This is a genomic window from Mucilaginibacter sp. P5_A6 (genome assembly GCF_056400585.1).
Map to the genome: position 1 here is coordinate 207,598 of NZ_JBFUKZ010000006.1, position 19,628 is coordinate 227,225.

Genomic DNA, 19,628 nt, shown 5'->3' on the forward strand with positions numbered 1-19,628 from the left:
CAGTTATTATTAAATGAAACGGGAGATAAAATCGGGATAAACACCGATAATAACAGTTGCTAATGCCGATACAGCAAAAACAAGCTTATAATATGCCGGTATGGTAACTTCGGCCCTATCTGCCGGGCGGAAATACATGGCAACTATAACCCTGAAATAATAAAAGATACTGATAATGGCATTTACAACGGCTATAATAACCAGCCAAAACTGGTACTTTGACAGCGCACCCGAAAACATGAAAAACTTTCCAATAAACCCTGCAGTAAGCGGGATACCAGCCAATGACAGCATAGATATTGTTAATACAAAGGCAAGGAAAGGATTGTTTTTTGCAAGGCCGTTAAAGCTTTCAAAGCTATCGCTGCCGCTTTGCTGATGCACCAATATTAAACTGCCAAAAGCAATAATTGAAGCAATTGAATAAGCAGTAGCGTATATAAATACCGAATTAGCCGAGGCCGAACCTAAAGCCACAATAGCAAAAAGCAGGTAGCCCGCATGTGATATGCTTGAAAACGCCAGCATTCGTTTAAAGCTTTGCTGATACAGCGCGGTGATGTTACCTATAAATAAAGTTGCTACTGTAATAACAAGTAAAACCGGCATCCAAAAATCAGACAGTGGAGCAAAGCAGACCGAAAATAAACGCAGAAATGCTGCAAAACCGGCAGTTTTCACAACTGTAGACATGAATGCGGTTATAAGGGTAGGTGAACCCTCGTATACATCAGGGGTCCAGAAATGGAATGGCGCGGCGCCAACCTTAAAGCAAAGCCCGACAATGATCAACGCGATACCTGTGTAAAACATAGGATCGATGTGCGGATGTGCCAAAACCCAATCGCGGATAACTTCTAAACTGAATGAGCCTGTTGAACCGTATATTAAAGTGATGCCAAACAATAAGAAACCGGTTGAGAATGCCCCCATCAGGAAATACTTTAAAGCGGCTTCGTTTGATGCGAAATCACTTTTCCTGATACCCGCCAGGATATATAAACTTACCGACATAATCTCAATACCAATAAACATCATGGTAAGGTTATAATAAGATACCATTACAATGATACCCGTTAGCGAGAACAATATAATAGCATAATACTCGGCCACATGCTTACTGATCCTCTCAAAATATCCACCTGATAACAGCAGGATTAGGATTGTGGTAATAATAGCAACCGACGAAAATACAACAGAGAAGTTGTTGAACAACATCATACCTTGATAAATTGGAACAGTTGTATCCGGGGTTTTATATTCGGCAACGGCACAAACCAGCGCGGCAATTAAGCCGATCACAGTAACAGGTAATAATGCCTTTGCAGCCTTGTATAAACCAAGATACAGCAACACTATTGGTAAAACAGATATGATGATTAAAGTACTCATTTAAATATTTTATTTTCTTTTTAGAATTTTGGATTTAGAGTTTGGAATTTCATCCTAATACGTCAACTTTCCATTCAAAGTGCCTAACAAATTATTAACTGCCGCCTCAGATATATGCATTATTGGCTGCGGATAAACGCCTATAGCTATTATTAGTATACAGATGATAGTCAGTACCAATTGCTCAGATCCACTTATATCCTTAAAAGTTGTTGTCAGTTCATTAAGCTCGCCCTGCATAACATTTTTGTACATCCGTAACATGTATACAGCGCCAAAAATGATAGTTAAACCCGCCGCTATTACCAGTGCTAAATTCATATAGTGATAAGCGCTATATTGAAAAACACCATCAAGTAATAAAAACTCGCCCACAAACCCATTGGTAAGTGGTAAACCTACCGTACCCAATACTATAATTAAAAACGCTATTGAAAATTTAGGAGCTACCAGCGCAATACCGCCAAGCTGCCCGATGTTACGTGTATTTAAACGCCTGCTGATGATATCCCATATAAAAAACAAGCCAACCACATTTATACCGTGATTAAGCATTTGTATCATTGCGCCTTGTAAACCTTGGGCGTTCCAGGTAAAAATTGCAGCAGCAATAAGGCCAACGTGCGCTATAGATGAATAAGCTACCAAACGCTTGCCGTCTGTTTGTTTAAACGCTATGATGGAAGCATACACAATACCTATAACTGCAAGTATAATAGCAAGGCTTTGCCAATGAGCCAAACCAAGAGGCGCACACGGTATTAACCACCTGATGACACCATAGATCCCCATTTTGAGCATGATTCCTGATAACATCATGGTACCGCCGGTAGGTGCCTCGGTATAAGTATCGGGCTGCCAGGTATGGAAAGGGAATAAAGGCATTTTAATGGCAAAGGCCAGGAAAAATGCCAAAAATACCCACGATTGTTGCGGGGCAGTAAGCTTTAAAGCGTAAAAGCTGTGAATATCGAAAGTTCTATCCGGCGATTGTAAATAAAGGTAGATGATAGCTACCAGCATAAATAACGAACCGGCAAATGTATAAATGAAAAATTTAAGGGTAATACGGATACGGTTTTCGCCACCCCAAAGGGCGCATATAAAGTAAATAGGGATTAGCGCGGCTTCCCATCCAACGTAAAATAAAAACCCGTCTAACGCGGTAAACACTACCAGCAAACCGGCCTGCATAAATAATATTAAACCATAAAAAGCACCGGCATTTTTATATTCATGCTTATAGGTGGTTAATATAATAAGCGGCACAAGCAACGTGGTAAGCAGTACCATGATCATGCTGATACCATCAATACCGGCGCTAAAATAAATACCTAATTTTGCTATCCACGGAACATCAATACCAAATTGTGTTGTTGCATCGGGTACAAAACGGCTTAAAAACAGACCGGCTATTACCAGCTCGGCAACAGAGAAAAATAATGCGGCGTGTTTGGCAGCCCCGTTTTTTAATAAGGCTACTATAACTGCGGCAACTACCGGTAAAAAAATTAATATACTAACGGTCATTTTATATTTTAAACGCTATCGTTTATACTTTAGTTAATCCAAATACACTGTAAACCAATATGGCTATAATACCCAGCACCATTACAAATATGTAGAAACCTACATTGCCGGTTTGCAATAAACGCAGGCCCTTACTGGTTTCAATAGTTCCTTTACCCAGGCCGTTCACTAAACCATCAATACCCATCTTATCCACTACATTGTAGAAAAAGGTTGACAAGAAATCCAATGGTTTGCGGATCAGGAAATCATAAAGCTCATCTACATAAAATTTCTGATAGGATAAGCTGGTCAATGCCGGGCGTTCCTCGGTATCTGCTACCGGAAGGCTGCCGTTTTGAACATATTTAAACCAGGCATAACCCATAGCTACCAAGGCAACTGCTACGGAAATAATCATCAGTAATTTTTCGGTACCGGCAGATAACTCACCTGAAGGCAGGATCGCCGTTGATGCTTTAAATACTGGAGCCAGGTAATGGCCAAGCTCATGGTGACCACCTAAAACCTCGGGCACGCCAATTAAACCGCCGATAATAGAAAGTATTGCCAATATGATCAATGGGATGGTCATGGTTGCCGGCGACTCATGCAAATGATGTTCCTGCTCATGCGTGCCACGGAATTTACCCCAAAAAGTAAGGTACATCATCCTGAACATATAGAACGAGGTTAGCATAGCCGTAAATACACCCACTACATAAAAGGTAGTGCTGTGCTCAAAGGCATGAGCCAGAATTTCGTCTTTTGAAAAGAAACCGGAGAACGGTGGTATTCCCGAAATGGCGATAGTACCAATAAGCATGGTAGCAAATGTAACAGGCAGCTTGCCTTTTAAGCCTCCCATTTTGCGCATATCCTGCTCGCCGCTAACCGCATGGATAACAGAGCCTGCACCAAGGAATAACAGGGCTTTAAAGAAAGCATGTGTTAATACGTGGAAGAAAGCGCCGGTATAGGCACCCACACCTAATCCTAAAAACATATAGCCCAGTTGCGATACAGTTGAATAAGCCAGTACCTTTTTAATATCAGTTTGCGTAAGGGCAATTAACGCGGCAAATAACGCGGTAGCCAAACCTACTATAGCCACAACCTCCATTGCAAATGGCGACATGCTGTAGAATATGTTTGAGCGGGCAATCATATAAATACCTGCTGTAACCATGGTTGCAGCGTGGATCAATGCTGATACGGGAGTTGGGCCGGCCATTGCATCTGGTAACCAGGTAAACAATGGTAACTGGGCCGATTTGCCTATAGCGCCAACAAACAACAATAGGGCAATAACTGTAAATGGCGCGGCACCTATTTTCATTGCTGCCGCTTTAGGGAATAGGGTAGCAAATTCAATACTTCCAAACGCGTAGATCATTAGGAACACTCCCAATAAAAAGCCCAAATCGCCGATACGGTTCATGATGAAGGCCTTTTTTGCAGCATCGGCGTAGCTTGGGTTGGTATACCAGAAACCAATAAGCAGGTATGAGCATAAACCTACGCCCTCCCATCCTATAAACATGATGATATAGTTTGAACCCATCACTAATAGCAGCATGAAAAATACAAACAGGTTTAAGTAAGCGAAAAACTTACCAAAACCTTTATCATCGTGCATATAACCAATAGAATACAGGTGTATAAGGAAGCCAACACCCGTAATAATGAGCAGCATAATAGAGCTCAACTGATCAACCAAAAAAGCGAAGGGTATATGAACCGGACCTGCGTTGATCCAATCAAAATAAGTAATATTGATAGGGTTGCCGGTTGATTTGATCTGGAAGAATGCTGCCAGGCTTAACCCAAAAGATACCAGTACGAGTAAGCTGCCAATAAAGCCTATTATTCCTTTTGATAATGAATTACGGCCAAATCCGTTAATAATAAAACCGGCTAACGGTAATATGGGAATAAGCCAGATGTATTGATTCATGTTTTCAGTTATACGTTTTACGTACTACGTTATACGCTTTAATTTATTTAATCGTCATTGCGTCGAACTAAGCAATCTCTTCACTTGCAATGACGGTGTGTTATGTATTCATTTTCTTTAAATCCGAAATCATAGTTCAGAATTCCGAAATCATCTTACCACTTCAGCCTGTTCAGCACGTTAATATCTATCGAATTGGTATTACGGTAAATCATCACAATGATGGCCAGGCCCACAGCTACTTCGGCGGCCGCAAGTGCCATAATAAAGAATACAAAAACCTGCCCGGTAGCATCGCCCCTGTAAACAGAGAATGCTGTTAGCAAAAGGTTCACCGCGTTCAGCATCAGTTCAACCGACATAAATATCACGATGGCATTGCGGCGGATCAATACGCCCATTACACCTATCGAAAAAATAATGCTGCTTAATAAAATGTAATGATTAAGCGGTACCGCCTGTATTGTATTTGTTAAGCTTTCCATTATGCAGTTTTAGTGTCTTTTGTAGCCAGTAAAACAGCACCCACCATTGCCGATAACAGCAATACTGACGATATTTCAAATGGCAGTAAAAATTCGTTAAACAATACTTTACCCAGGTTTTTCACCAGGCCCAGCTCCGGGTTCTGCAATACAACCGGATTAGATATTCCGATTGATTTTAAGGAGGCTGCTAAAGCCACCATCAGAATGCCACCACCAAATACACCTGCAAATTTCACCATAAATGGCTTAACAGGTTCGCTATCTTTATTAAGATTGATAAGCATCAGTGTGTACAGGAACAATACCAGGATAGCGCCCATGTACACTATAAAATTAACTATCGCCAAAAACTGGGCGTTCATTAATATATAGTGAATGGTGAACGTAAAAAAGGTAAGTATAAGATAAAGGATACTATGTACCGGATTTTTGGCCGTGATCACCAATATCGAAAAGAATATGGACAAAAATGCGATGAAGTAAAATGTACTCATATTTATATTTACAAAATACCCTTGCCCTTTTTAAGAGTTGCGCAAAGGTATAAAACTTCTTTATTGATTTAAGGGTGGTTCTACTAATTTGTCTTTGCCGTAAATAAAATCCTTCCTCAAATAGTCGGCAGGCACAATATCTCCGTCAAGATATATGGCCTCCTTGGGGCAGGCTTCTTCACAAAGGCCACAAAAAATGCAGCGCAGCATGTTTATTTCGTAAACTGCCGCGTATTTTTCTTCCCGGTATAAATGCTCTTCGCCTTTCTGTCGTTCGGCAGCAACCATGGTTATAGCTTCTGCAGGGCATGATAATGCACATAATCCACAGGCAGTGCAGCGTTCTTTGCCATCCTCATCGCGTTTAAGCGAGTGCATGCCTCTAAAGTTTTCAGAAAACTCACGTTTCTCTTCAGGATAACTGATAGTTACCGGTTTCCTGAAAAAATGCTTCATTGTAGTGGCCAGGCCGCCAATAATGGCGGGCAGGTAAGCACGCTCCAATAAATTAAGCGGCTTTACTTCCAGTACTTTTCGTTTATTGCTTAATGATTCCATTTAATTAAAATCCAAAGTGTGTAAGTGCTGCACTAACTACGCCGGTAAGCACAATATTAGCAATGGCCAAAGGTATCAATATCTTCCAGCCCAGGTCCATCAACTGGTCGTAGCGAAAACGAGGGATTGTCCAGCGTACCCACATAAAAAAGAAGATGAATAAGAATACCTTGGTGAATAATACCACTACGCCAATAATTGGTGCAATAGTTGGGCCGGTATGTGCAAGCATCCAATCCATACCCGGATAGTTATAACCGCCCCAATATAAAGTAGCCATTACAGCCGAAGAGATGAACATGTTGATATATTCGGCAAACAGGTAAAAGCCCAATTTCATCGATGAATATTCCGTATGGTAACCACCCACCAGCTCGGTTTCGCATTCCGGTAAATCGAATGGCGTACGGTTAGTTTCTGCAAATGCACATACAATAAATATCAAAAACCCAAGTGGCTGGCGTATTATATTCCAGTTAGCTCCATGCTGTTGCTCAGCAATCTCACGCAGGCTTAAAGTACCTGTTAGCATCAGCAAAGCGATAATGGATAAACCCATCGAAATCTCATAGCTGATATTTTGTGATGCTGCACGAATTGCGCCTAATAATGAGTATTTATTATTTGATGCCCAGCCGCCTATCATTACCCCATAAACGCCTAATGACACCACACCAAAGATGTATAAAACTCCTACATTGATATCGGTAACCTGCAGATCAACTACGTGGCCGCCAATAGTTATGGTTTGCCCCCATGGAATAACAGCAGAGCCAATACAGGCTGTAAGGATTGCCAGTGAAGGGCCAACTATGAACAGGAATGGCGTTGCGTTGGTGGGGATGATCTCTTCTTTTAAAAACATTTTGGCACCATCTGCCAAGGGCTGTAAAAGACCAAACGGCCCGGCGCGGTTAGGGCCTATCCTATCCTGGAAAAACGCGGCAATCTTGCGCTCGGCATAAGTCGAGTACATGGCTACAACCAAACTGATCACAAAAATGATCAATATCAGGCCAAATTTAAATGCTATATCTACTAATCCCATTATAAGCGTGTGTCTCTTTCAAATTGTTCTTTATTCGCTTCCATCAATACCGGGTTGGTTTTAACAACCGGCAACGGCGTAAACTCATAGTGATTTGAGCTGATAACCGATTTATGCGATACCTTGCGGGGTCCTTCAATCACCCAGTCGGCAGTTTTCTTTTTATCAAAGCGGCAGGTATTGCAAATAAATTCTTCAACCTCGCCATAAACATCCTTGCGGCCTGTTACCCTTATCACATCCTCGCCTTTGTACCATAAAGTCACTTTACCACAGCATTTATCGCAATCGCGGTGCGCTTCAACAGGTTTGGTGAACCAAACACGGTTTTTAAAGCGGAAGGTTTTATCGGTTAATGCGCCTACCGGGCATACATCAATCATGTTTCCAGAAAAATCATTATCAACGGCTTTGCTGATGTAAGTTGAGATCTCGGAATGATCGCCCCTGTTCAGGATGCCGTGTAAGCGGGTGTTGGTAATCTGATCGGCAGTGAATACGCAACGGTAGCAAAGGATGCAACGCGTCATGTGTAGCTGGATTTTATCGCCAATATCAATCTTTTCGAATGTACGACGGTCAAATTCATAACGGGTTTTAGCAGCACCATGCTCAAAACCTAAGTCTTGCAGGTGGCACTCGCCGGCCTGGTCACACACAGGGCAATCAAGCGGGTGGTTAATCAATAACATTTCCACTACACCTTTACGGGCTTCTACCACTTCGGGCGAGGTGATGTTTTGCACTTCCATGCCATCCATAACACCGGTACGGCAGGATGCAACCAGTTTAGGCATAGGGCGTGGATCCTTTTCAGATCCTTTGGTCACCTTAACCAAACAGGTACGGCATTTACCGCCACTGCCTTCCAGCTTGGAGTAATAGCACATAGCAGGCGGAACAATATCGCCACCTATCTGCCTTGCGGCATTAAGTATGCTTGTTCCTGGTTCTACTTCAACGGGTATTCCGTCAATCGTTACTTTCATCGACATTTGTATATAACGTCCTTGTATAAACTCTAAATCCTAATTTCTAAATCCTAAACTCTAATTTTAATTCTAAGTTTAAGAGTTCCGTCATTGCGAGGTACGAAGCAATCCCAAATTTGCAAATCCGCTCTGCATAGTCGGGGATTGCTTCGTACCTCGCAATGACGCGTGGGTATTACACCGTCGCCGCCACGGCATTCAACGGATCAGCGTAATGTGCCAAACCGAAATTACGGGTTGTAGCTTCCGCGCCATTAGTTACATGCCATTCAAATTCATCTCTGAAGTGACGGATAGCACTGGCTACAGGCCAGGCTGCGGCATCTCCCAACGGACAAATAGTATTTCCTTCAATTTTTTTAGATACATCAACCAGCAGGTCCATGTCGCTCATTTTGCCATGGCCATATTCTAAACGGTGCAATACCCTTTCCATCCAGCCGGTACCTTCACGGCAGGGCGAACATTGTCCGCAGCTTTCATGGTGATAAAAACGGGCAAAGTTCCAGGTATTACGTACTATACAGGCATCCTCATCATAAGCGATAAATCCACCCGAGCCTAACATGGTACCGCTTACAAAGCCACCATCACTTAATGATTCATAGCTCATCAGGCGCGGCTCGTTGTTAATGGTTTTTAATATCAGGTTTGCAGGTAAAATTGGCACTGATGAACCTCCTGCAACAACTGCTTTTAAGCGTTTACCGTTGGCGATACCACCGCAATACTCGTCGGAGTAAATAAATTCTTCAACCGGTAAACCAAGGTCAATTTCATAAACACCAGGCTTTTTAAGGTTACCCCCAGCCGAGATCAGCTTGGTACCAGTGCTGCGGCCTACGCCTAATTTTGCATATTCATCGCCCCCTTCGTTGATGATTGGCACAACTGCAGCTATCGATTCTACATTGTTTACCACCGTTGGGCAACCATACAAACCAGCAATAGCCGGGAAAGGTGGCTTTATACGTGGATTACCCCGTTTGCCTTCCAATGATTCCAACAATGCGGTTTCTTCTCCGCAAATGTAAGCACCACCACCTGGTTGTACATATAATTCAAGATCGTAACCCGATCCTAATATGTTTTTACCTAAAAATCCTTTTGCTTTGGCCTCTGCGATGGCTCTTTCCAGGATACGGATCTGCGGCATCATTTCGCCGCGAACGTAGATGTACGATGTTTTGGCCCCCAGCGCAAAGCTGGCTACAATCATTCCCTCAATTAATAAGTGAGGGATGTAGGTCATCAAATACCTGTCTTTAAAAGTGCCGGGCTCAGATTCGTCGGCGTTGCAAACCAGGTAGCGTTCTACCCCTTCTGGTTTTGCCAAAAAGCTCCACTTCATACCGGTAGGGAAACCCGCACCGCCACGACCGCGCAAGCCCGATTTTTTAACCTCTTCCACAATCGCCTCGGGCGACATGGTTTTTATAGCCTTTTCAACAGAAGCGTAACCACCCTTTGAGCGGTAAACATCAAATGTATTGATGCCTGGTACGTTTATATGTTCAAGTAAAAGTTTGCGTCCCATTGCTTTAATTTTTTGCTTTCGCCCTTAAATCGCTAACCAGTTTATCAACCGACTCGTTAGTTAAGTTCTCGTAAAAAGTATATTCGGGGCCAATTTGTAAAACCGGGCCATAGCCGCAGGCAGCAAGGCATTCTACACCGCGCCAGCTAAATAAACCGTCGGGAGTAACTTCGCCTTCTTTTACACCTAAAGTGTTTTCAATATGATCCATTATTTTTTCGGCACCTACCAGGCAGCAACCGCTGGTACGGCAAACCTCCAAAACATATTTGCCGGATGGACGCAGCAGGTACATGGTATAAAATGTAGCTACCTCATACACCTCAATTGGCAAAATATCTAAATACTCGGCTACTTTATCCATTGCCTGCGGACTAACCCATCCAAACTCGGCCTGTACATAGTGCAGTATTGGCAGCAAACCCGATTTTTGTTTTCCTTGCGGATAGCGGCTAACCACGTCATCAAATTTACTGATCAGCTCCGGCGAAAAATCAACCGAAACCTGAGCATCTTCAACTCTAAGCATCTAACTCTCCGGCTATAACGTTTAAACTACTCATATTAATAATCGCATCTGATAATAACATACCGCGGCTCATTGGCGCATACATCTGGTAATTGATAAAGCTCGGCCTGCGGAAATGCAAACGATACGGGCTACGCCCGCCATCATTCACCAAATAGAACCCCAATTCGCCATTGGCGCCTTCAACCGAGTGATAAACCTCGGTATTAGGGGTAGGGATCTCACCCATCACAATTTTAAAGTGATAAATAAGGGCTTCCATGTTATTATAAACTTCTTCTTTCGGCGGCAGGTAAAACTCAGGTACATCAGCGTGAAAAATATCTGATGGTTCTTTTTCCAGTTTTACAAGTGCCTGCTCAATAATGCGCAAACTCTGCCACATCTCTTCGTTACGCACMAAAAAACGACTGTAAACATCGCCATTGGTGCCAACTGGTACCTCAAATTCAAAATCTTCATATGATGAGTATGGGTTCATGGCCCTTACATCATAATCAACACCGGCAGCACGTAATATCGGGCCTGTCCAGCTATAGCTTAAAGCATCCTCGGCAGTAACAGCGGCCACATCTTTTGTCCTGTCAACAAAAATACGGTTACGGTTAAACAGCGATTCAAATTCTTTAAGCGTTTTAGGGAAATCAACTAAAAACTTACGCAGTTTGGCAAAGGCTATGGTGTTGAAATTACGTTCAAAACCACCTATACGGCCAATATTTGTGGTAAGGCGGCTTCCGCAAACCTCTTCATAAATTTCATAAATAGCTTCGCGGAATTCCATCATATAAAGGAAACCGGTAAAAGCGCCGGTATCAACACCCAATACCCCATTACATACAATATGGTCGGATATACGGGCCAATTCCATCACTATCACTCGCAGGTAATCAACACGTTTTGGTGTGGTTATACCTAATAGCTTTTCAACCGTCATATGCCAGCCCATGTTATTAATGGGCGATGAGCAGTAGTTTAAACGATCGGTAAGTGGGGTAATCTGGTAAAACGGACGGTGTTCGGCAATTTTTTCGAACGCGCGGTGAATATAGCCTATGGTTGATACGCCGCTCACAATTCTTTCGCCATCTAACTGCAGCACATTTTGGAACACACCATGGGTTGCAGGGTGAGTTGGGCCGAGGTTTAAGGTTGAAAGCTCGTTTTGCGGATCGTTATCTGTATATACAGGATGGTTTTGCATCAGTATAAATTATTTTCTTTTTATGGTGATGCCGTAAAGGTTTCCCCATACGGCATAATATTATCTTCCGAAAAAGTAATCCTTTTTATCAACACGGTTCGGGTCTTCCAGCGGAAATTCCTTGCGCATCGGGAAAGCCGTCATATCGTCAACATTTAAAATGCGACGGAGATCGGGGTGACCGTCAAATATAACTCCGAAGAAATCATACGTTTCACGCTCCATCCAGTTGGCGCCTTCCCATAGCACGGTGGCAGTAGGTATATGTACATCGCCATCAACCAAAAACACCTTTATCCTGATACGGGTATTGGTGGTAAGGCTATGCAAATGGTAAATAACTCCAATTTGCTTTTCCTGCTCAGGATAATGTATAGCGGTAATATCTGTTAAAAATATAAAGCGAAGCGCGGCATCGGTCTTTAAAAAGGTCAACAGATCAATGATCTGCCCACGACCGGTTTCTACGGTAAGTAAACCGTAGGGTTCGCCTACCAATGTTACCTGCTCGCCGAATTTTTCACCGATTCTTTTTAAAAGCTCTTCGTTGGGTATCGTAGCCATTATTGGATTCCGTATTTAGCTAATAATTCCTGGTACTTGGGCTCATTTCTTCTGCGAAGCGATTCTGTTTGTACCAGCTTTTGAATGTTGATAAAGCCATCTATAATAGCTTCGGGGCGGGGCGGGCAACCTGGTACGTAAACATCCACCGGGATAACTTCATCTATACCCTGCAATACAGAGTAAGTATCAAATATACCACCGCTTGATGCACAGGCGCCCACAGCCATAACCCAGCGAGGCTCGGCCATTTGCAGATAAACCTGGCGCAATACCGGGGCCATCTTTTTGGCAATGGTACCCATAACCATCAAAAGATCGGCCTGACGTGGCGAAAAGCTTAAACGCTCGGCGCCAAAACGCGAAAGATCATAATGAGAAGCCATAGTGGCCATAAATTCAATACCACAACATGAAGTAGCAAATGGCAGGGGCCATAATGAATTTGAGCGGGCTATACCTATTACTTTATCAAGCGAGGTAGCAAAAAAACCGGCGCCTTCTACACCTGCAGGGGCATCAACTATTTGAATATCACTCATTGAACAATTTTAATAGAAAATCACTCCCTGATCAATACAGGTAATGAAATGCAAATTTACAATAATAAGATGTAAAAGGTACACTATGCGTTTGCGAAGACCATATTTAGAATCAGTCTAATTTAGTCCCAATCTAAAGCACCTTTTTTAATAACGTAGATAAAACCTAATAAAAGCGTGGCCATGAATATGAACATTTCTATCATGCCCTTTTCGCCCATTGCTTTGAAATTTACTGCCCAGGGATACATAAATATTACCTCCACATCAAACAATACAAATAGTATTGCTACCAGGAAATATTTGATGGATATAGGTGAGCGGGCATTCCCGACAACCTCTATTCCTGATTCAAAGGGGGTAAGTTTATCTTTGGTAGCGCGCTTGGGGCCTATTTTATGTGTTACAAACATAGTAGTTACCACAAACCCTAAAGCCACCAGCATTTGAAATATGATGGGCAAATAATTAACCGGTAAACTTTGTACTTCCATGCTGCAAATATACTAATGGAACAATAATAAAAAAGCCTCTTTTTCAAGAGGCTTTCTTTTATTTTAAGAGGCAAAGTTTAAAAATCAAGAGTTAGACAAAAACGCTAAGCTACTTTTTTCAACTCCTTATTCTATTCTACAAATTATTTGCTCTTACCGGGTCCGCCGGCTTTACGTGCAAAGAATGCAACTACTTGTTTATTAGTAGGATCATTATCCCTTGCCTTTGTATAATTGTCAGTAGCCTTGGCTAAGTCCTTTTCTTTAAATTCGGCATAAGTACCTAAATAAACATAAGCTTCTGCAAGGTTCTTCTTAGTTTTATCATCGGGTGAACCTTTAGCGTTTACCAACTCGATATATTTTTCATAAAACGGCTTAGCGTAACCTACAATATTATTACGGTCTTTATCTTTTAACTCGTTAACACGTGCACGATAAACATAAGCATCTGAAGTAGTCGGAGCTTTTTGAGTAACATAACTAAATGCAGAATCGGCTTTAGCAATTACAGAATCGGCACCAGGTTTCTTTTCGTCATATCCGTAGTAGTAGCTGATACCTTCGTAAAAATAGTCGGTAAGTTTTACACTGCGGCCACCTTTTTGAGTAACCAATTTGTATGCATCACCAGCCTGAAGATATTTTTTACCACGGAACAATGATTTGGCAATTTCACCATACACATCGGTCTGCGTAGAATCCAAAGCAAGAGTTTTTCTTAAAGTATTGATACCAACAGAATCCTGACCAGATGCCATTTGCAAACGGCCAAGGTATAGGTAATCACGTGGTACTATTCTTTTTGGATCAGCTTTGCTCAACCAGGTATTCATAGCGGTTAATCCGGCAGGGTAATCCTTATTTTCTAAAGCTGCGTAGGCTAAATAACGGTATGCCCTTAAATTTGATTTCGAAGACTTTGACAGATCGGCAGCAACAGCTTGCAGCTCCTGGAATTGGCCCGCACTGATTAAAAAGTCGGCATAACGCATTTGTGATTCAACCGAAAGATCTGTTAAGCTCAGGTATTTTTTGTATTCCTCAACGGCTTGTTTAATTTTAACAGATGCCATTTTAGGATCAGCATTTGCCCAGCGGTTATCTGTTTCGGCCCATTCACGGTAAGCGGGACCGTAGTTAGGGTCGATCGCTAAAGCTTCCTGGAATTGTTTTTCTGAATCCTCAAAGTTGTTTGCATATCTCCACAAAACGCCGGTTGCAACTTTAGCTCCCGGGTTTTTGGGATCAGCTGTATTTGCATCAGAATAAGCCTGGTAAGCTTCGTTACTTTTTATTTGTGAAGCATAAGCGTCTCCTAAGGTGATCAACAACTCAACATCCTTGGGGTTAATTGCTTTGCCCTTTGATAACACAGCAATGGCTGCGCTGGCATCGTCAACTGATATTTTACCATCTGATGTGGTAGGCAACAAATATGCTTTCCCTACATATACATAAGGCTTGCTATTTTTACCTGCAAGCGACACAGCCTGGTTAAAGCTGGTGGTTGCACCTGCTTTATCTTTATCTAAACGGGCAACGGCGCCTAAACCAGCATAATTTAAACCTGATTTTGGATTTACAGCAATACCTTTATTGAAAGCTGTTTTTGCCGAATCGGTATAATCCTGTTTAAGATATACCCAACCCAGGTAAAAGAAATTTTCGTCCTTATCGGCCTGTGTAACCGTAAGGTTTTTAAGCATCGATTTGGCTTTTTGATATTGTTCGGCGTCAATAGCTTTTTTGGCGTCGGCTAGACTTTGCGCAAAAACTGATGATGAACCTATAAATACCAGTCCCAATGTTGCCTTAGCTATTTTACTGATCATTTTCATCTTATTTAGTTATAATTTACTTTTTAAATTTATCTCTCTTGGCGGTATCGAATCTGGCAATAAACCTGATTTTAATATTATCTTCTGGCCTATATTGCCTCCTAAAAATGTAGCAAAACCGATAGCTAAACCAATTTTGCTTGAACTGTTAACCAGGTACAATCCCCTGCTTAAGGGATACTGTTTTAAGACAAGTGTTTCCTGTGATGGTTTAAAATACTGGTTAGGATATGTTTTATTAGCTTCATCCTTAACCCCAACAATCTTTACTTTCTTCACATAATCAACCAAATCAACATCCGGATTGTTCAACCAGCTAAAACCTGTTATGCCCAAAGCGCCCGGATGTTCACTAACGTATTTAATAACCTCTTTATTTGATTTAAGCGCATAAATGTTTTTATGCTTAAACTCTTTATTACCAGAGAAGTCCTTCAAATATCTTACCAAACTTGAATTGGGATTGTCAAAAACAACTGTTTTGTTTGGATCACCCAGCCCGTTTAACATCCTTTTTAACGTACTTATAGTAATAGTAGTATCATTTGATTCTTCATTTACGATCAATGTAACCGCGTCAATAGCAAAACGCTGTACTTCAACGCTTAAAGAACGCCTGATTAAGATGTTTCTTTCTGCCGTGTCTAAATCACGAGCCAATATGGCCATCCGCACACTGTCATTTAACAGCATATTTACAGCCTGGTTTTCTGTGCGGTATAAAAAAGTTGGCTCAGCAGCAGGATACCTGCTCTTATAAACATATTCTTCCTGACCGATGATAGGGGCAAAAGATTCATCAGCAACAAAAGTTGCTTTGCCTGCGTTAAAAGTATCTTCTGATACAGATTTTACCGTTTTTTGCTTACACCCTTCTAAAGCTGCACCTAAAAACAATACAAAAAAAACTAATTTAATGTGATAACTAATCTTCATACCGATCTTTCCTGAACACCCTCGAGAACCGTAAAACTGCATATCCAATAATAAAAGCACCGAAAAGCTTGCGCTGGTATGGCTGTAATTGCAAAGGAAGGCCTTCCCAAAACATTATCATTAAACCTAAGATAACGAAACAAATAAATGCAGCCGTTCCTAAAATAAGCAAAAACCGCCTTTTGGGCGATTTTTGCTCTTCATTGAAATTAAATGACATTATTTTAATTATCACCAGCTAAAGTAAAGCTTACCGGTACACTGTATTGTACACGAACCGGCCGGCCATTTTGAATACCGGGCTTCCATTTTGGTGAACCTTTTAATGCCCGAACTGCTTCCGCATCTGTACCCGGGCTAAGGCTTCTTGAAACCTTAATATCAGTTAATGATCCGTCACGTTCCACTACGAAAGTAAGGATTACGCGCCCTTGTGTCCCATTTTCACGGTCGACTGCAGGGTACCTGATGGTTTTGCTCAAATAAGCGCCGAATTTCTCAACGCCACCTGGGAACTCAGGCAAATTCTCAACCGATGCAAAGATCTTATTTGGATCTTCTTCAACAACTTGTTTAATATCTGAGTTACCTACCGGCTCATCAATCCTGATATCCTGATTAGGATCACCTTTTTGATCTTTCTGACCCGGATCGGCTACAGCAAGTTCCTTAACCGTTGGTGGATCTTTTTCCTTAACCTCGTTGTCTGGTTTTACAACCGGAGGAGGGAAACGAACCTGGTCAACCTTTGGTTTTGGTGGTTCTGGTGGCGGTGGAGGTGGTTTTTTAGTTTGATCCACCGGTGGTGGGGGTAACAGCACTACGTCTGTTATCTTTACTTTTTCATCAGCTTTGGGGATAAATCCCTTGATCTTAGCTATTATAGTAGGCAATGAAACAACAAGTACAAAAAATACTATCGCGTAAATAAGCGCCTTTGATGTATTTTTTGAGTTATCTCTTCTCAGTTCATAAGCTCCGTAAGCTTTGTTCCTGCTACTAAAAACAACGTCGATCCATTTCTGATCTAATATGTCTAATTTTGATCCGAACATTTGTTAGGCTTTAATAGAAATTAAAAACGTTATTTATATTATTTAATATCCTGGTACAGGTTTTCCCTTTTCAACAACTCAATTTCAGGTGCGCTGATATCAACTATACCATAGCTTTGAATGTTGGCGATAGCTATCTCATCCAATACACTTACCATGTTTTTGTATTTTGATCTATCGCTTGGTTTTATTACAACAAACATAAATTTGCCTGTTTTTGCCTGTACATCTTTACTTTTTTCAATCAGCAATTTACGTAAACCATCTGGTTTGTAATTTGTAACCTCAGGAGCTGATTTTCCCGGTTCGCCAAGGTACCACTCCAGCTTGTCATCGCTACCCAATAAAAGGGTTAATGAACGTGAAGCAGCAATAGGTAACTGATCTTTAGTTTTCTCATCCTTATCAGGCATTGCAAGGTCCATAGCTTTTGACTTGGCCAATGTAGTTGTCATGATAAAGAAAGTAATCAATAAGAAAGCCAGGTCAACCATCGCGGTTAAATCTACACGGGTTGATTGCTTTTTACTTCTAACCTTCCCGCCTTTGTGTTTGCCTCCCCCGGAGGTATCTAATTCTGCCATGATTCTTTATTTTTTAGGGGCAGTACCACCGCCGCCAAGATCTGTTATTAAACTAAACTTGTTAACTTTTTGCTTTTGCAAAATAGTTATAACATCCTTAATCACCGGGTATTCTTCCTTGCTGTCACCTTTAATGGCCACACGTAACTGCGTATTATGTAATGCAACCGTAGCTTTACGCGCTTCGCGAATCCAATTAAACAACTCGTTGCTTACCGAATCTCTTGGGATACCAGGTGGAACAAATTTCTTTTGCTGATCTGCAGATAAAGCAATAAACTGCTTTATCTGGCTCATAGGCACACCAACCGAAGTAACTGTTGAAAACCGGTTAAGCTCTTCGGGGGTGAAAGGTATTTTATATATTTCGCCCATTTGAGTTAAGGTTTGTTTACGTATGTCGGTTCCTTCTACACCAAAAAATGCTTTCTGAGATCCTACAGAAATTGTAGCAAAATCAGCTTCAGGTACTGGCTGCTGGATGGAAGATTTCGGTATATCGATCGGAACCGGATCTTCGGTTTTTGGTTTTGCAGTTAATATAAAGAAAGTTAGCAACAGGAATGCCACATCGCACATGGCGGTCATGTCAATTGCTGTACTCTTCCTTGGAACTTTTATCCTTGCCATATTAAAAATCTTTTAAAAATATATAGTGTATGATTATTAAAATTCTGCCTTTACAACCGTGCATTAGGCAGAAGCACTACTATATTTTTATTTGTTTTTGTGTGATGAAGCAAATGTTTGTACAATGCTAAATCCAGTTTCGTCAATAGCGTAGGTCAGTTTATCAATTTTTGATGTAAATACGTTGTACATTATAATTGATACAGCTGAAGTACTGATACCGAATGCAGTGTTGATCAAAGCTTCAGAAATGTGAGCAGAAAGTTCAACCTGATTTGGCACACCTGAAGTTGCTAATGCAGAGAACGCACCGATCATACCCACAACCGTACCTAATAAACCGGTTAATGTACCGATAGATACCAATGTAGCGATGATGGTTAAGTTTTGCTCCAACATAGGCATTTCTAAAGCAGTTGCTTCTTCAATGTCTTTTTGGATAGCCAAAGTTTTTTGATCAACATCTAAATTAGGCTCTGCTTCCATTTCGCCATATTTTTTCAACGCCGATTTGATAACGTTTGCCACTGAACCTTTTTGTTTATCGCACTCAGCTGATGCTGCTGCAATGTTACCTGCGTTTAAAGAGGCCTGAATTTTTCTAACAAAAGAATCTACACTACCTGTACCTGATGCCTTACCAATTACTACGAAACGCTCAATAGAGAACACGATAACCATTAACAGGAATGACATGATCAATGGTACGATAACACCACCTTTGTGAACTGTACCGTAGATGTTTGCAGGATACCCGTTTTGTACGTCGCCGCCTTTAAAGTTACTTTGATCGCCTAATATGAATACAAAAATACAAATTGCTACTACTATACAAATTGGAATTGCTAAAGAAGCAAACATGCCCGATGCACTTGAGCTTTCTTTCTTAACAGGAGTAGTTGGTTTTGTTGGTGCGTTTGCCATTACTTTTAATTTTTAGTTTTTAGTTTTTGTTTATATTATAAGTTAGTTAAATGTGCTCTAAAATGGGAATAACAAAAATAGAATTTTATTGAAATAAAAAAATCATTTATATTATTCTTTACAATTTTTTAATACCAAATTACATTTTGTGTACAATTGGATATAAATAACGTAATAATGTCCTGTTATTGTGTGTTGCCACTACAATTATTTGCAATGAAAACCATTTTTTTTAATATTATCAAGCAATACTGATAAAATTTATGCTACTATTTCGTTACACTTCCATTTAGGCCGGCATTTATTATCTCTGTAATGCAAAACATCCGCAGCATGTCTGAAATGTTTTA

General features: G+C 41.1%; 20 protein-coding genes. All 20 read right to left on the reverse strand.

Going from position 1 to position 19,628, the window contains the following annotated elements; genetic code table 11:
* Nucleotides 1-9 precede the first annotated feature (9 nt).
* Complete coding sequence (locus AC1DO4_RS08690; protein WP_477414859.1) at nucleotides 10-1,392, reverse strand: NADH-quinone oxidoreductase subunit N; 1,383 nt, start codon at nucleotides 1,390-1,392, stop codon at nucleotides 10-12.
* Between the two features lie 54 nt (nucleotides 1,393-1,446).
* Nucleotides 1,447-2,922, reverse strand: a complete 1,476-nt coding sequence (locus AC1DO4_RS08695; protein WP_477414861.1) for a complex I subunit 4 family protein — start codon at nucleotides 2,920-2,922, stop codon at nucleotides 1,447-1,449.
* 22 nt (nucleotides 2,923-2,944) lie between these two features.
* A complete protein-coding gene (gene nuoL, locus AC1DO4_RS08700) occupies nucleotides 2,945-4,858 on the reverse strand; it encodes an NADH-quinone oxidoreductase subunit L (protein WP_477414863.1) in 1,914 nt (637 codons plus the stop codon).
* 155 nt (nucleotides 4,859-5,013) lie between these two features.
* A complete protein-coding gene (gene nuoK / locus AC1DO4_RS08705; RefSeq protein WP_477406163.1) occupies nucleotides 5,014-5,343 on the reverse strand; it encodes an NADH-quinone oxidoreductase subunit NuoK in 330 nt (109 codons plus the stop codon).
* Nucleotides 5,343-5,840 carry an NADH-quinone oxidoreductase subunit J family protein gene (locus tag AC1DO4_RS08710; protein WP_477406161.1) on the reverse strand — a complete coding sequence of 166 codons (498 nt, stop codon included), beginning with the start codon at nucleotides 5,838-5,840 and terminating at the stop codon, nucleotides 5,343-5,345. Before AC1DO4_RS08710 ends, nuoK begins: the two co-directional genes overlap by 1 nt.
* Nucleotides 5,841-5,900: 60 nt before the next feature.
* The gene (locus AC1DO4_RS08715; protein WP_477414865.1) at nucleotides 5,901-6,398 is read right to left on the reverse strand and encodes a NuoI/complex I 23 kDa subunit family protein; all 498 of its coding nucleotides are present in this window, start codon (nucleotides 6,396-6,398) and stop codon (nucleotides 5,901-5,903) included.
* Nucleotides 6,399-6,402: 4 nt separating this feature from the next.
* Complete coding sequence (gene nuoH, locus AC1DO4_RS08720) at nucleotides 6,403-7,446, reverse strand: NADH-quinone oxidoreductase subunit NuoH (RefSeq protein WP_477406453.1); 1,044 nt, start codon at nucleotides 7,444-7,446, stop codon at nucleotides 6,403-6,405.
* Nucleotides 7,446-8,435 (reverse strand): NADH-quinone oxidoreductase subunit G, encoded by a 990-nt coding sequence (locus tag AC1DO4_RS08725; RefSeq protein WP_477414867.1) that lies wholly within the window; start codon nucleotides 8,433-8,435, stop codon nucleotides 7,446-7,448. Before AC1DO4_RS08725 ends, nuoH begins: the two co-directional genes overlap by 1 nt.
* A gap of 178 nt (nucleotides 8,436-8,613) precedes the next feature.
* Nucleotides 8,614-9,975 (reverse strand): NADH-quinone oxidoreductase subunit NuoF, encoded by a 1,362-nt coding sequence (gene nuoF, locus AC1DO4_RS08730; RefSeq protein ID WP_477414869.1) that lies wholly within the window; start codon nucleotides 9,973-9,975, stop codon nucleotides 8,614-8,616.
* Between the two features lie 4 nt (nucleotides 9,976-9,979).
* The gene (locus AC1DO4_RS08735; RefSeq protein WP_477414871.1) at nucleotides 9,980-10,504 is read right to left on the reverse strand and encodes an NADH-quinone oxidoreductase subunit NuoE family protein; all 525 of its coding nucleotides are present in this window, start codon (nucleotides 10,502-10,504) and stop codon (nucleotides 9,980-9,982) included.
* Nucleotides 10,497-11,708: an NADH-quinone oxidoreductase subunit D gene (locus AC1DO4_RS08740; protein ID WP_477414873.1), complete on the reverse strand. Its 1,212-nt coding sequence runs from the start codon at nucleotides 11,706-11,708 to the stop codon at nucleotides 10,497-10,499. The genes AC1DO4_RS08735 and AC1DO4_RS08740 overlap by 8 nt, the downstream gene beginning before the upstream one ends.
* Before the next feature lie 60 nt (nucleotides 11,709-11,768).
* The gene (locus AC1DO4_RS08745) at nucleotides 11,769-12,272 is read right to left on the reverse strand and encodes an NADH-quinone oxidoreductase subunit C (protein WP_477406443.1); all 504 of its coding nucleotides are present in this window, start codon (nucleotides 12,270-12,272) and stop codon (nucleotides 11,769-11,771) included.
* A complete protein-coding gene (locus tag AC1DO4_RS08750; protein ID WP_295712790.1) occupies nucleotides 12,272-12,814 on the reverse strand; it encodes an NADH-quinone oxidoreductase subunit B in 543 nt (180 codons plus the stop codon). The genes AC1DO4_RS08745 and AC1DO4_RS08750 overlap by 1 nt, the downstream gene beginning before the upstream one ends.
* 122 nt (nucleotides 12,815-12,936) lie before the next feature.
* Nucleotides 12,937-13,308, reverse strand: a complete 372-nt coding sequence (locus AC1DO4_RS08755; RefSeq protein WP_477409264.1) for an NADH-quinone oxidoreductase subunit A — start codon at nucleotides 13,306-13,308, stop codon at nucleotides 12,937-12,939.
* Nucleotides 13,309-13,451: 143 nt separating this feature from the next.
* Nucleotides 13,452-15,149: a tetratricopeptide repeat protein gene (locus AC1DO4_RS08760; protein ID WP_477414875.1), complete on the reverse strand. Its 1,698-nt coding sequence runs from the start codon at nucleotides 15,147-15,149 to the stop codon at nucleotides 13,452-13,454.
* A gap of 9 nt (nucleotides 15,150-15,158) precedes the next feature.
* Nucleotides 15,159-16,085: a PstS family phosphate ABC transporter substrate-binding protein gene (locus AC1DO4_RS08765; RefSeq protein ID WP_477414877.1), complete on the reverse strand. Its 927-nt coding sequence runs from the start codon at nucleotides 16,083-16,085 to the stop codon at nucleotides 15,159-15,161.
* 224 nt (nucleotides 16,086-16,309) lie between these two features.
* Nucleotides 16,310-17,140, reverse strand: a complete 831-nt coding sequence (locus AC1DO4_RS08770) for an energy transducer TonB (RefSeq protein ID WP_477414879.1) — start codon at nucleotides 17,138-17,140, stop codon at nucleotides 16,310-16,312.
* Nucleotides 17,141-17,178: 38 nt separating this feature from the next.
* On the reverse strand, nucleotides 17,179-17,724 hold the full coding sequence (locus AC1DO4_RS08775; RefSeq protein ID WP_477414881.1) for an ExbD/TolR family protein: 546 nt from the start codon (nucleotides 17,722-17,724) through the stop codon (nucleotides 17,179-17,181).
* 6 nt (nucleotides 17,725-17,730) lie between these two features.
* Nucleotides 17,731-18,354, reverse strand: coding sequence for an ExbD/TolR family protein (locus tag AC1DO4_RS08780; RefSeq protein WP_477414883.1), 624 nt, complete (start codon nucleotides 18,352-18,354; stop codon nucleotides 17,731-17,733).
* An 87-nt stretch (nucleotides 18,355-18,441) separates the two neighbouring features.
* Nucleotides 18,442-19,278 carry a MotA/TolQ/ExbB proton channel family protein gene (locus AC1DO4_RS08785; RefSeq protein ID WP_477414885.1) on the reverse strand — a complete coding sequence of 279 codons (837 nt, stop codon included), beginning with the start codon at nucleotides 19,276-19,278 and terminating at the stop codon, nucleotides 18,442-18,444.
* Nucleotides 19,279-19,628 lie beyond the last annotated feature (350 nt).

Excerpts from the sequence above, each read along its gene's own strand:
- AC1DO4_RS08715 (WP_477414865.1), bottom strand. The coding sequence starts at position 6,398 with ATGGAATCATTAAGCAATAAACGAAAAGTACTGGAAGTAAAGCCGCTT.
- AC1DO4_RS08785 (WP_477414885.1), bottom strand. The coding sequence starts at position 19,278 with ATGGCAAACGCACCAACAAAACCAACTACTCCTGTTAAGAAAGAAAGC.
- AC1DO4_RS08750 (WP_295712790.1), bottom strand. The coding sequence starts at position 12,814 with ATGAGTGATATTCAAATAGTTGATGCCCCTGCAGGTGTAGAAGGCGCC.
- AC1DO4_RS08770 (WP_477414879.1), bottom strand. The coding sequence starts at position 17,140 with ATGTTCGGATCAAAATTAGACATATTAGATCAGAAATGGATCGACGTT.
- AC1DO4_RS08775 (WP_477414881.1), bottom strand. The coding sequence starts at position 17,724 with ATGGCAGAATTAGATACCTCCGGGGGAGGCAAACACAAAGGCGGGAAG.
- AC1DO4_RS08695 (WP_477414861.1), bottom strand. The coding sequence starts at position 2,922 with ATGACCGTTAGTATATTAATTTTTTTACCGGTAGTTGCCGCAGTTATA.
- AC1DO4_RS08735 (WP_477414871.1), bottom strand. The coding sequence starts at position 10,504 with ATGCTTAGAGTTGAAGATGCTCAGGTTTCGGTTGATTTTTCGCCGGAG.
- nuoH (WP_477406453.1), bottom strand. The coding sequence starts at position 7,446 with ATGGGATTAGTAGATATAGCATTTAAATTTGGCCTGATATTGATCATT.
- AC1DO4_RS08745 (WP_477406443.1), bottom strand. The coding sequence starts at position 12,272 with ATGGCTACGATACCCAACGAAGAGCTTTTAAAAAGAATCGGTGAAAAA.
- nuoL (WP_477414863.1), bottom strand. The coding sequence starts at position 4,858 with ATGAATCAATACATCTGGCTTATTCCCATATTACCGTTAGCCGGTTTT.
- AC1DO4_RS08765 (WP_477414877.1), bottom strand. The coding sequence starts at position 16,085 with ATGAAGATTAGTTATCACATTAAATTAGTTTTTTTTGTATTGTTTTTA.
- AC1DO4_RS08690 (WP_477414859.1), bottom strand. The coding sequence starts at position 1,392 with ATGAGTACTTTAATCATCATATCTGTTTTACCAATAGTGTTGCTGTAT.
- AC1DO4_RS08755 (WP_477409264.1), bottom strand. The coding sequence starts at position 13,308 with ATGGAAGTACAAAGTTTACCGGTTAATTATTTGCCCATCATATTTCAA.
- nuoF (WP_477414869.1), bottom strand. The coding sequence starts at position 9,975 with ATGGGACGCAAACTTTTACTTGAACATATAAACGTACCAGGCATCAAT.
- AC1DO4_RS08760 (WP_477414875.1), bottom strand. The coding sequence starts at position 15,149 with ATGAAAATGATCAGTAAAATAGCTAAGGCAACATTGGGACTGGTATTT.
- AC1DO4_RS08780 (WP_477414883.1), bottom strand. The coding sequence starts at position 18,354 with ATGGCAAGGATAAAAGTTCCAAGGAAGAGTACAGCAATTGACATGACC.
- AC1DO4_RS08710 (WP_477406161.1), bottom strand. The coding sequence starts at position 5,840 with ATGAGTACATTTTACTTCATCGCATTTTTGTCCATATTCTTTTCGATA.
- nuoK (WP_477406163.1), bottom strand. The coding sequence starts at position 5,343 with ATGGAAAGCTTAACAAATACAATACAGGCGGTACCGCTTAATCATTAC.
- AC1DO4_RS08725 (WP_477414867.1), bottom strand. The coding sequence starts at position 8,435 with ATGAAAGTAACGATTGACGGAATACCCGTTGAAGTAGAACCAGGAACA.